Annotated in this window: 10 protein-coding genes; 6 read left to right on the plus strand and 4 right to left on the minus strand. The window is 68.6% G+C overall.

What is annotated here, in order from left to right:
• Positions 1–327: 327 nt before the first annotated feature.
• The 3 genes from P3W85_RS32600 to thpR all read left to right on the plus strand — a co-directional run bounded on the left by P3W85_RS32600 (position 328) and on the right by thpR (position 3017).
• The gene (locus P3W85_RS32600; RefSeq protein ID WP_276267794.1) at positions 328–1839 is read left to right on the plus strand and encodes a DNA-3-methyladenine glycosylase 2 family protein; all 1512 of its coding nucleotides are present in this window, start codon (positions 328–330) and stop codon (positions 1837–1839) included.
• A complete protein-coding gene (locus P3W85_RS32605) occupies positions 1836–2372 on the plus strand; it encodes a methylated-DNA--[protein]-cysteine S-methyltransferase (protein WP_276267795.1) in 537 nt (178 codons plus the stop codon). The genes P3W85_RS32600 and P3W85_RS32605 overlap by 4 nt, the downstream gene beginning before the upstream one ends.
• A gap of 72 nt (positions 2373–2444) precedes the next feature.
• A complete protein-coding gene (thpR, locus tag P3W85_RS32610) occupies positions 2445–3017 on the plus strand; it encodes an RNA 2',3'-cyclic phosphodiesterase (protein WP_276267796.1) in 573 nt (190 codons plus the stop codon).
• Positions 3018–3101: 84 nt separating this feature from the next.
• Here the strand turns inward: thpR and P3W85_RS32615 are convergent, their stop codons facing one another.
• Together P3W85_RS32615 and P3W85_RS32620 are read right to left on the minus strand one after the other, a co-directional pair.
• Positions 3102–3728, minus strand: coding sequence for an alpha/beta fold hydrolase (locus P3W85_RS32615; RefSeq protein WP_276267797.1), 627 nt, complete (start codon positions 3726–3728; stop codon positions 3102–3104).
• 167 nt (positions 3729–3895) lie between these two features.
• Positions 3896–4534: a LysE family translocator gene (locus tag P3W85_RS32620; protein ID WP_276267798.1), complete on the minus strand. Its 639-nt coding sequence runs from the start codon at positions 4532–4534 to the stop codon at positions 3896–3898.
• Between the two features lie 189 nt (positions 4535–4723).
• Between P3W85_RS32620 and P3W85_RS32625 the strand changes: the two genes are divergently transcribed.
• The 3 genes from P3W85_RS32625 (at position 4724) to P3W85_RS32635 (ending at position 8142) form a co-directional block, all read left to right on the plus strand.
• Positions 4724–5719: a LysR substrate-binding domain-containing protein gene (locus P3W85_RS32625; protein WP_276267799.1), complete on the plus strand. Its 996-nt coding sequence runs from the start codon at positions 4724–4726 to the stop codon at positions 5717–5719.
• A 215-nt stretch (positions 5720–5934) separates the two neighbouring features.
• A complete protein-coding gene (locus tag P3W85_RS32630; protein WP_276267800.1) occupies positions 5935–6684 on the plus strand; it encodes a flagellar brake protein in 750 nt (249 codons plus the stop codon).
• A gap of 321 nt (positions 6685–7005) precedes the next feature.
• The gene (locus P3W85_RS32635; RefSeq protein WP_276267802.1) at positions 7006–8142 is read left to right on the plus strand and encodes an NAD(P)/FAD-dependent oxidoreductase; all 1137 of its coding nucleotides are present in this window, start codon (positions 7006–7008) and stop codon (positions 8140–8142) included.
• Positions 8143–8188: 46 nt separating this feature from the next.
• Here P3W85_RS32635 and P3W85_RS32640 read toward each other — a convergent pair whose 3' ends face one another.
• Together P3W85_RS32640 and P3W85_RS32645 are read right to left on the minus strand one after the other, a co-directional pair.
• Complete coding sequence (locus P3W85_RS32640; RefSeq protein ID WP_276267803.1) at positions 8189–9304, minus strand: diguanylate cyclase; 1116 nt, start codon at positions 9302–9304, stop codon at positions 8189–8191.
• Positions 9305–9405: 101 nt separating this feature from the next.
• Complete coding sequence (locus tag P3W85_RS32645; RefSeq protein WP_035812530.1) at positions 9406–10254, minus strand: IclR family transcriptional regulator domain-containing protein; 849 nt, start codon at positions 10252–10254, stop codon at positions 9406–9408.
• Positions 10255–10436: the final 182 nt, after the last annotated feature.

The following is a 10436-nucleotide window of genomic DNA, read 5'->3' on the forward strand; positions in this document are numbered from 1 at the left end:
GGCAGGCACGGGGGGCGCGGCCTGGGCGGATACGCTGAAGGTCAGGGCCAGCAGGCAGGAAAGGCGCTTGAAGGTGAGACGCATGCGGAATTCGAAATGTGGAATGGCTGCCTTGGCGCGGCGAGCTGCGGGGTGGCAAGACGACGGCAGGAACGGCCCGGGTGCCTGATTCTAGCCGTTGCCGGGCATCGAAGTGGCATTGCGTTCTCATTTCAGATGATTCTTGGTGCAGTTTGCGAGTATTCGGCTCTCCCATGCTGCCGACGGTCTGAGGCAAATGTCCGAATCCAGCTATTCCGGCTCCGCCGACGGAGTAGCATGCCGCCTATGAAACTCGATCCGGACACCTGCTACAAGGCTGTCGCCTCGCATGACCGCCGCTTCGACGGACGCTTCTTCGTCGGCGTCTCGTCCACCGGTGTCTACTGCCGGCCGATCTGCGCCGTGCGCACCCCCAAGCGCGAGAACTGCTCCTTCTACGAAACCGCTGCCGCGGCCGAGAAGCAAGGCTTCCGCCCCTGCCTGCGCTGCCGGCCGGAACTGGCGCCAGGGCACGGCCTGGCCGACCTGTCGGGCCGCCTGGCCCAGGCCGCGGCCACGCTGATCGACGAAGGCTTCATGGCCGATGCCGGCGTGGCCGGGCTGGCCGCGCGCATCGGCATTACCGAGCGCCACCTGCGCCGGCTGTTCGACGCGCAGTTCGGTGTTTCGGTACTGGAGTATGCGCAGACCCAGCGGCTGCTGCTGGCCAAGCGCCTGCTGACCGATACCGGGCTGACCGTGACCGACGTGGCGCATGCCGCCGGGTTTGGCAGCGTGCGGCGCTTCAACGACGTGCTCAAGACGCGCTACGGGCTCACGCCGCTGGCGATGCGCAAGCGCGCCGCCGACAATGTGGCCGACGAACTCGTGTTCGAACTGGGATACCGCCCGCCGATGGCCTGGGCGTCGTGGCTGCAATTCCTTGGCGTGCGTGCGGTGGACGGCGTCGAGCAGCTCGGCGACGGCACCTATGCGCGCACGCTGGCGATCGATAGCGGCGGCCGCACGCATCTCGGCTGGCTGCGGCTCGAGCATGTGGCGCGCCGCCATGTGATCAGGGTGACGTTGTCCGGCTCGCTGGCGCACGTGATCCCGCAAGCGCTGGGACGGGTGCGGCGGCTGTGCGACCTGGGCTGCCGTCCCGATGTGGTCGACCAGCACCTGGGACCGCTGGCCGCCGAAACGCCCGGCATGCGCCTGCCCGGCGCGGTGGACGGCTTCGAGATCGCCGTGCGCGCCGTGGTGGGCCAGGTGATCTCGGTGAAGCATGCCCGCACCTTGCTGGCGCGGCTGGCCGAGCGGCATGGCCAGGCCCTGGCGCAGCCCTCGCCGGCGCTGCGTTTTGGCTTTCCCGGCGCCGCCGCGCTTGCGGGGGTGGCGCCGGAAACCCTGCGCGAGATCGGCATTCCGCTCGCCAAGGGCCGCGCCATCCATGCCATTGCCAGCCGCGTGGCGTCGGGAGAGCTGAAGCTGGAGCCGAGCGCCGCGCCGGAAGATACCGTGGCGCGCCTGCTGGCGATCGAGGGCGTGGGCGACTGGACCGCGCAATATGTGGCCATGCGCGCGCTCGGCTGGCCGGACGCGTTCCCCGGCACCGACTATGCCTTGCGCAAGGTGCTCGGCATCGCTACCGTGAGAGGCATGAACCAGCATGCCGCGCAATGGGCGCCGTGGCGGGCCTATGCCGCCATCCATCTGTGGCGCCGCTACGAAGACCTGAAGCCGGGCCAGGATAAGAAAGAAGCAAAGTACAAGAACGGCGAGCACGACAGGAACGAGGACAAGGACAAATCATGATTGCCTACCGCATCGTCGCCAGCCCGCTGGGCGAAGTGCTGCTGCGCGCCGACGGCGCGCGCCTGAGCGGGCTGTTCTTTGCCGGGCAGAAATACTACCCGGCGGCGGCCACGGCGGATGCCGCCGTGCCGGCTGCCGCGAAGCCTATCCTCGAGCAGGCCGCCGACGAACTGGCGGACTACTTCGCCGAACGCCTGCAAGCCTTCACGGTGCCCATGTTGCTGGCCGGCAGCCCCTTCCAGCGCACGGTCTGGCAGGCGTTGTGCGCCATTCCCTTTGGCGAGACGACTTCCTATGGCGAACTGGCCGCCGGGCTGGGCCTGGCGCCCACGCATGCGCGCGCGGTTGGCGGCGCGGTGGGGCGCAACCCCTTGTCGGTGATCGTGCCCTGCCACCGCGTGCTGGGCGCCAGCGGCGACCTTACCGGCTACGCCGGCGGCACCGACCGCAAGCGCGCGCTGCTGCGGCTGGAAGGCACGGCAGCGGCGATGGCGTTGCCCATCTTGCGCCAGTCGGCGCTGGCGTTCGAGTGAGGGGCATCGTGCGGCTGCCCCTGACCCGCAGTGCCGGGAGGCGGCGCAGGGCTGCCAGGGGAGGTGAGGGCGATGGCACGCCTGTTCGTCGCCATTGAAATCCCGCCGGCGCTGGCAGACGCGCTGCTGGCACGCGTGCCGCGCGCGGCGGGAGTCCGGCCGGCGGCGGCGCACCAGATCCACCTGACACTGCATTTCCTTGGCGAGCAGGATGAGATGGCGGCGGTTCGCGTCGAACAGGCGCTGGGCGCGGTGTCATGTGCCTCCTTCCCGCTCGCCGTGCAAGAGGCCGGCTATTTCCGCGGGCGGCGCGCGAGCGTGTTGTGGGCCGGCGTAGCGTCCAGCCCGGCGCTCGACGACCTGCATGCGAGCGTGGAGCGGGCAGTGGCGGCCAGCGGCTCCGAGCCCGAGGAGAACACCGCAATGCGGCACTCGCCGCCACGCTTCCAGCCCCACATCACGCTGGCCCGCTGCACGCCGGCGGTGCCGGACGCCGTGCTGCAGTCATGGCGCGTCTCGCAGACGGGGCTGGCGTGCGCGCCCTGGCTGGTCGAGCGTTTCATCCTTTACCAGAGCCACCTGCACCCTTCAGGCGCGCAGCATCTGTGCCGCCGTGCCTATGCGTTGGGTGCGAGCGGGCGTTAGGCTGGTTCGATGCCGCTTGCCGGTGCGCGCGGGATGTCCGCGCGGATGGCGGATACGGCGAAATGCGCTTCGGCAAGCCGCCGCTCAGCGATCCGCGAGTGAGGGCTTGGCCAGATGCGCATCGACCATGGGCGCCAGATGCCGCGCGTGGACATTCGCCAGATCGTGATTGCCGCCGCTGACGACATGCAATTCCGCGTCTGGCAGGAGTGCCAGGAGCCGCTGGCCGACCGCCACCGGACTGATCGGGTCCGCGTCACCCCACAGCAACAAGACCGGGGCGGAGATCTTGCCGAGTTCCGCGCCAAGATCCGAATTGAAGGACACAAACCAATCCGGTAATTGCGGATTGGCCTCGCTGAAGCCGATGCGCCAATCCGCCGCGCCCAAGCCTTTGGTATCGATCCCGCCGGACGTCACCGAAAGCACGAGATGTGTCACCAGCCCTGGCCGCTCGAGCGCTACGCGCATGGCAATGGCGCCCCCCATGGACTGCGCGATCAAGGCTGTCGGCTGATCGATCTCCTTCACCACCCTCGCCACGAGATCGTCGAACCCGCTGACTTCCGGGGATGGCGGCTCGGGGCCAAACCCCGGATATCCGATCACTGTCCTGGCGGCGGGGTGCGAGAGCCGGTCTGCCAGAGGCTGCCAGAACCGCGTGTCACCGGATGCGCCGGGTAAGAAAAGCAATTTGGATGGTGCGGGCAAGAAAGGGCTCCGACAGTAAAAGTAAAAGGCAGCGAAGAACATGCCCTGTTCGAGGGGATCTCGGGCAGCATCGCGCGGCATTCAAAAACGGCACCGGGCCGGCTTCGCGGCGGGCGCGGCGCGATGGAACACATCGGAGCGTACCAGAGCAAACCGGTCGGATCCCATCATGCAAGATTGCCGACGCCCAGCCCGATCCCCAGCCCCAGCAGCACCGTGCCGATCACCCGGTCCAGCCATCGCTGGCGTCGCAGCATGGCGGCGCGCAGGGCGGGCGTGGTGAAGCAGCATGCAATCAGGCTGAACCACGCCAGGTGCGCCAGCGACATGAACAGGCCATAGCCGAACTGCACCGGCAACGGTGTCTGCGCGTGCACCACCTGGGTGTACGTGCTGACCACGAACAGCGTGGTCTTGGGGTTGAGCGCATTGGTGAGAAAGCCCATCTTGAGCGCGCCCGGCGATGTCAGCGCCGGTGCCGCGGCGGCCGGCGCGCCGGCCATTGCGGCGGGCTCGGGCGCGCGCTTGCGCAAGGTCCGGATGCCGATCCAGATCAGGTAGGCGGCGCCAAGGATCTTGACCAGGCTCAGCAGGCCGTGGGCGTGCTCCATCAGCAGCGCCACGCCGAACATCGTATAGAACACGTGCACCTGCACGCCCAGCGCAATGCCGAACGCGCACAGCAGGCCGGCGCGGCGGCCATGCAGGTAGCTGTTGCGCATCACCATGGCGAAGTCCGGGCCGGGGCTGACGACAGCGAGCACGGTGATGGTGGCGACGGCCAGCAGTTCGGTGAGGGAGTGCATATCGTATGTATGAGTATCTCTGACGGTTATGGCTGCGATGGCAGCGCTGGCAGTGTCGCTGCACGTAGCGCATTGAAGCCGGAAGGATGCTATTTTCCGAGCCGGCTTCGCCGGCAACAACCGATTTATACTGGTGCAAATCCGTCAGGAAAACTGACATATAAGGCAACGGTACCGGGGGGGCGCATCATGCATTGGCTTGGCGGCATCAGATTCTTCGAGGCGGCCGCGCGCCACCAGAGCTTCATGCGGGCGGCGGACGAACTGCACCTGACCCATGGTGCGGTCAGCCGCCAGATCCGCCAGCTCGAGGAGGCGCTCGGCGTGGCGCTGTTCGAGCGCCGCAACCGCGCCGTCTTCCTGACCGAGGCCGGACGCATCCTGCATGCCGCCGCCGCCCAGTCGCTGGAAGTCCTCGCCATGGCGGCGGAGCGTATCCGCGCGCACGGGCAGCAAAGGGCGCTGGTGCTGTCGTGCGAGCCCACCATTGCCATGCGCTGGCTGATCCCGCGGCTACCGCGCTTTACCGACGCCCATCCGGACATCACGCTGCACCTGATGGCCGCCGGCGGCCCGGTCGACTTCGCGCGCAGCGGCGTCGATCTCGCGCTGCGCCGCAACGACTTCCATTTCGGGCCGCAACTGCATGCGTACGAGGTGGCCGAGGAGTGGATGGGCGTGGTGTGCCGGGCCGGCCCGGGGCCGCGCGCGGTGGCCCTGGCTTCGCTGGACCGGCTGCACACGCGCTCGCGACCGGACGCCTGGCGGCGCTGGGCGCAGGCCGCCGGCAGCACGCAGCGCTTCGGCGCCGATGCCTGGTACGAGCATTTCTACCTGACCATCCAGGCTGCCGCCGCCGGGCTTGGCTGTACCGTGGCCTCGCGGCTGATGGTGGCCGACGAGATCGCCGACGGGCGCATGGCCGCGCCGCTGGGCTTCGTGCGCGACGGCTCTTCCTATCATCTGCTGTCGCCGGTGGCCTTCGAGCACGACGAGCGCCGCCGCGCGGTACGCGACTGGTTGTGCCGCGAGGCGCAGGCATCGCTTGGCGCCGATCCCGCAGGGGTCGCCGCGCGGCGGCGGGCGGCAAGCGGGCGCGCGGGCCCCAAGGGTGGCGTGGAGCGGCAAGGGCGCGCAAAGGCACCGAAGATCGCCAGGCTCGCCAGGGCGCCCAGGCCGGAGTGATGCTGGAGGCGCGAATCCGCGCCGGTGGGCTACCCCACGGAAGTCTGGCTCAAGTTTTGCCACACTTCGCCGTTGTCCAAACTAGAGCTTGCGCAGCGATAGTCGCCGCGCTTAACATGCGGCGCTGGCCGCGCCCCCAGTTCGCGGTCAACCCGATTTCCCCGTCGCAAGCCAGCCCGGTGCGACGCAGGCCTCTCAGACGTTTGCGTGATTTCATGAGTCTCCAAGAATCCACGGAGCAATCCGAGCTTGACGCGGGTGCGTTGCCGGACGACCGCTATCGCCTCACCCATTCCTCGCAGATCGGCACGGTGCTGCGCGATCTCGCCTGGCAGAAGTGCAGCCTGAACGTGCGCGCGCGTACCGCCCACGAGATGGTTACCACGGTGCTGCATGTGGATCCGTCCAGCCGGACCTTTGTCTTCGACTGGTGCCGTACCGAGCCCGAGCGGCAGGCGCTGCTGGCTTCCAGCGAGAATGCCTTTTCGGCGTCGCTGCGCGGCGTGCCGGTGAACTTTGTGATCGGCGCGCCCGAGGCCACCCAGTTCCAGGGCGGCCCGGCCTTCACCGCGCCCTTTCCCGAAAAGCTCTATCATTTCCAGCGCCGCCGCCATTTCCGGGCGCGCACGCTGGTGACCAAGGGCTATGTCTGCACCATCAGGATGGTCGACGGCACCGTGCTCAAGCTCGATATCGCCGATCTCTCGCTCTCGGGCGTGGGCTTGCGCTCGAAGACCGTGGACGCTACACACTTGCCGGTGGGCACCACCATATCGGGGGTGAAGCTGGATTTCGGGTCGCTGGGCAAGCTCGAACTGAGCCTGCAAGTGGTGGGCCATTGGCTGGCCGGGCGCGACGACAGCGCCATCCACCATTTCGGCTGCGCCTTCTCCAACCTCGACGGCCGCATGGAAAACTTCCTGCAGCGTCTGGTGTTCGCCCTGGAGCTTGCCAGCCGGGGTTGAGTGACCCCGGCGCAGGCGAGCCGTCCGCCGACGGCCCGCTTCCGGCGCCCGCTGCTCCCATCAGCGCCAGTCTGTCCCCCGGTCTCCGGCATCTTCCCTGCCCTTCGTCGTGGCTTTGCCGGTATGCGCGGCCCCGCAGCGCCATCGGCGCTTCCGGTACCGCGGGCGCTTGCCCCGGGCGCGCACCCGGCCCCTCCCTGCCGTGCCTGATTTCACGCTTTTTTGCGTATACGCAAAATCTGGGGTACGCTATCCGCCATCGGTTCCGCCGCGTCCGGGCTTCCCGGCGCGCGGCATGCGCAAGGATGAAGGAGGGCTTCGATGGCGGCATACGATTCCGCGGATTTCCTGATTGTCGGCGGCGGCATTGCCGGCGCTTCGCTGGCCTACTGGCTGGCCCGGACCGGGCGCGTGATCGTGCTCGAACGCGAGGAACACCCCGGCTACCACTCCACGGGCCGTTCGGCCGCGCTGTTCATGGAGAGCTATGGCACGCCGCAGGTGCGCGCGCTCACCATGGCCAGCCGTGCCTTCCTGGATGCGCCGCCGGACGGTTTTACCGAGCATCCCGTCCTCAGTCCGCGTGGTGCCATGACAGTGGGCAAGCCGGGCGAGGCCGCCGAACTCGACCGGCATTTCGAGGCGCTGGGCGCGCTTGGCGCGCGTGCGCAGCGGCTGGATCGCGCCGCCACCTGCGAACTGGTGCCGGTGCTGCGCGCCGACAAGGTGCTCGGCGCCGTGCTCGAACCCGATGCCGCCGACATGGACGTGCACAGCCTGCACCAGGGCTACCTGCGCGGCATGCGGCAGCGCGGCGGCACCCTGGTGTGCAATGCCGAGGTCACCGCGATCGCGCGCAGCCAGGGCGTGTGGGAAGTGCAGGCGGGCGGGCGTGCCTACCGCGCACCGGTGCTGGTCAACGCGGCCGGCGCCTGGTGCGACGTGGTGGCGGGGCTGGCCGGGGTCAGGCCGCTGGGGCTCACGCCGAAGCGCCGCTCGGCCTTCGTGTTCGCGCCGCCCGATGCGGTGGAGATCGCGCACTGGCCCATGTTCGTCTGCTTCGACGAGACCTGGTACCTCAAGCCCGATGCCGGCATGCTGCTGGGCTCGCCCGCCAATGCCGACCCCGTGCCGCCGCACGATGTGCAACCCGAGGAGCTGGATATCGCATTGGGCATCCACCATATCGAGGATATGACCACGCTCTCCATCCGCCGCCCCGCGCGTATCTGGGCGGGCCTGCGCTCGTTCGTGGCGGATGGCGACCTGGTTGGCGGTTTCGACGACCAGGCCGATGGATTTTTCTGGGTGGCCGCGCAAGGCGGCTACGGCATCCAGACCTCGGCCGCGATGGGCGAGGCCTGCGCGGCGCTGGTACAGGGCAAGCCCCTGCCGCAGCGTATCGCGGATTTCGGGCTGACCGAAGCCATGCTTGGGCCGGGCAGGCTGCTGCGTTGAGCTGCTCCGGGGCGCTGCCCGGTCCCGCCGCCCTGTTCCTGCCGGCTCAGCCTGCGGCGATGCGGATCCGGTTGCGGCCGGCCCGCTTGGCCTCGTAGAGCGCCCGGTCGGTCTGCGCCAGCCAGTCGTGGTGGCCTTCCATGCCGGGATCGAAGGCGGCTACGCCCACGCTGGCCGTATGGCCTCGCAAGGCGGCGATCTCCGCGCCGGCCGAGGCGTCCTGCTGAAGGGCGCGCGACAGGCGCTCGGCCATTTCCACGGCCTGCGTCAGGCTGGCGCCGCCGAGCAGCACGCCGAACTCCTCGCCGCCGTAGCGCCCGACCAGGCATTGGCGGGTCTCGCCGCGGCCCTGGCGCCCAGGCTGGCAGGATGCGTTGTGATGCGCAGCATGCCGCATCACCAGCGCGGCGAAGGCCTTGAGCGCCTCGTCGCCGGCCAGGTGGCCGTGGACATCGTTGAGCTGCTTGAAATGGTCGATGTCGAGCAGCACCAGGCTGGCGGTGCTGCGGCGGCCGCTCTTGCAAGCCTGGAACTCGGCGGCCAGCATGGCCTCCCAGTAGCCGCGGTTGAGCACGCCGGTCAGCCCGTCCAGGCGGCTGTTGGCTTCCATCTCCTTGCCGTGCGCGGCCAGGCGCTGGGAGATGCTGTACGTGGTGCGTCCCAGCGCCAGCGGGTAGAGCACCAGCATGGGCATGCTGGCCGCGATGGTGGCGAGGCTGGCCTGCGGATGCCAGGCTGCGCCGAAGACCAGCATGCCGGCCAGCGCGCCTGCCAGGTGCCAGCCCAGGCCGCGCAGCATCAGGCGGGTGCCGCCTGCGGCGACATTGTTCATGCTCATCATCGACAGGATCAACACGCTCGGCAGCAGATTGAACTTCATGCCCGCCACCCACAGGCCGCCCAGCAGCGCGTCGATCATCATGTTGCGGATCTCGGCGAGATAGGGCACCTCGCTGCGGCTTGCCCACCAGGCGGCCAGATGCGGCCAGGCAAAGCCATGCACGAAGACCAGCGCCAGCAGCCAGCGTGGCGCACCGCCCTCCAGCATGGCGGCCGCAACCGCGAAGAATCCGACGGCTAGCCCGATGGAGCGCATGGCATGGACGCGCCGGACAAAGCGCATCCCCTTGCCTGCCAGGGGATTGGATGAGCGTTGCGCCATGTTCTGGCCGTTCCTTGTCTGACTTCGTCTGAAACAGCAATGAGACCAGGCTCGCCCGGTACGGGCCGCCAGGTTCGGCGGCCTGTACCGGGTACGCCGGCTCAGGCGGCGATCAGCTTGCCGATCGCGGCCGCGGCCTCCCGCATCGGCGGCAGCAGCCGCGAGATCATCTCGGCTTCGGATACCTGCGCCGCGCGCACGCTGACGCTGATGCCGGCGATCACGCTGCCGGAGATCGCCCGCACCGGCACCGCGATGGCGCGCAGGCCGGGCTCCAGCTCTTCGTCGATCAGCACGTAATCCAGCTCGCGCGCATGCGCAAAACTGGCTTCCAGCTCGGGGCGCGAGATCTTGGTCTGCAGGGTGCGCGGGCGCAGGTCGACGTGGTCGAAGAAGTCTTCCAGCGCGGGCGCGGCGAGATGGGCCAGCAGCAGGCGGCCGATCGAGGTGCAATAGGCCGGCAGCCGGCTTCCCATGCCCAGCGAATAAGTGAGCACACGCTGCACCTCCGAGCGCACCAGGTAAAGGATGTCGGTGTCATCCAGGATGGCCAGCGCCGAGGTTTGCTGGATGCGCGCGCTGAGACCGTCGAGGATCGGCTGCGCCAGCGAAACCAGCGAGGTCGACGAAAAATACGCATGGCCAAGGTGCAGTACCCGGGGGCGCAGCGCGAACTGGCCGTTCTGCTGGCTGACATAGCCGAGCTGTTCCAGCGTGTACAGGCAGCGCCGCACCGAAGCCCGCGAGAGCTGGGTGCGCTGGGCCACCTGGGAGATGGTGAGCGGGCGCTTACGCTCGGAGAAGGCCTCCAGCACGCTCAGGCCGCGTGCCAGCGACAGCATGAAATTGGGGTCGCCGGAGAAACTGTTCAGAAGATCGGCCTGAGGGCGAGCCACGCGAACGGTGGCGGCCGATGCCTGGCCAGGGCTGCTGGGGGAAGGGACGTCCATTTGAGCGGTTCGCGCGGGTTGTTCGATAATCGCGCATCTTAAACCGCATAGCCGCCCCGGGCCAGCGCTTTTGTTGTGCCGTCTTCCCCCTTCTGGTGCCTGGGCGCCCAAAAGCGGAAAAAAAACGTCGCCGTCTCAAGGTCGCGGCGACAGTAAGGGGTTGTCGGTCAAGACGGGGGCCT

This window comes from Cupriavidus basilensis (genome assembly GCF_029335485.1).
In the GTDB taxonomy this organism is placed as follows: Bacteria; Pseudomonadota; Gammaproteobacteria; order Burkholderiales; family Burkholderiaceae; genus Cupriavidus; species Cupriavidus basilensis_E.

What these genes read in the sequence shown, in the direction of transcription:
- P3W85_RS32600 (WP_276267794.1), top strand. Translation starts at nt 328, where the DNA reads ATGAAACTCGATCCGGACACCTGCTACAAGGCTGTCGCCTCGCATGAC.
- P3W85_RS32605 (WP_276267795.1), top strand. Translation starts at nt 1,836, where the DNA reads ATGATTGCCTACCGCATCGTCGCCAGCCCGCTGGGCGAAGTGCTGCTG.
- thpR (WP_276267796.1), top strand. Translation starts at nt 2,445, where the DNA reads ATGGCACGCCTGTTCGTCGCCATTGAAATCCCGCCGGCGCTGGCAGAC.
- P3W85_RS32620 (WP_276267798.1), bottom strand. Translation starts at nt 4,534, where the DNA reads ATGCACTCCCTCACCGAACTGCTGGCCGTCGCCACCATCACCGTGCTC.
- P3W85_RS32625 (WP_276267799.1), top strand. Translation starts at nt 4,724, where the DNA reads ATGCATTGGCTTGGCGGCATCAGATTCTTCGAGGCGGCCGCGCGCCAC.
- P3W85_RS32630 (WP_276267800.1), top strand. Translation starts at nt 5,935, where the DNA reads ATGAGTCTCCAAGAATCCACGGAGCAATCCGAGCTTGACGCGGGTGCG.
- P3W85_RS32635 (WP_276267802.1), top strand. Translation starts at nt 7,006, where the DNA reads ATGGCGGCATACGATTCCGCGGATTTCCTGATTGTCGGCGGCGGCATT.
- P3W85_RS32640 (WP_276267803.1), bottom strand. Translation starts at nt 9,304, where the DNA reads ATGGCGCAACGCTCATCCAATCCCCTGGCAGGCAAGGGGATGCGCTTT.
- P3W85_RS32645 (WP_035812530.1), bottom strand. Translation starts at nt 10,254, where the DNA reads ATGGACGTCCCTTCCCCCAGCAGCCCTGGCCAGGCATCGGCCGCCACC.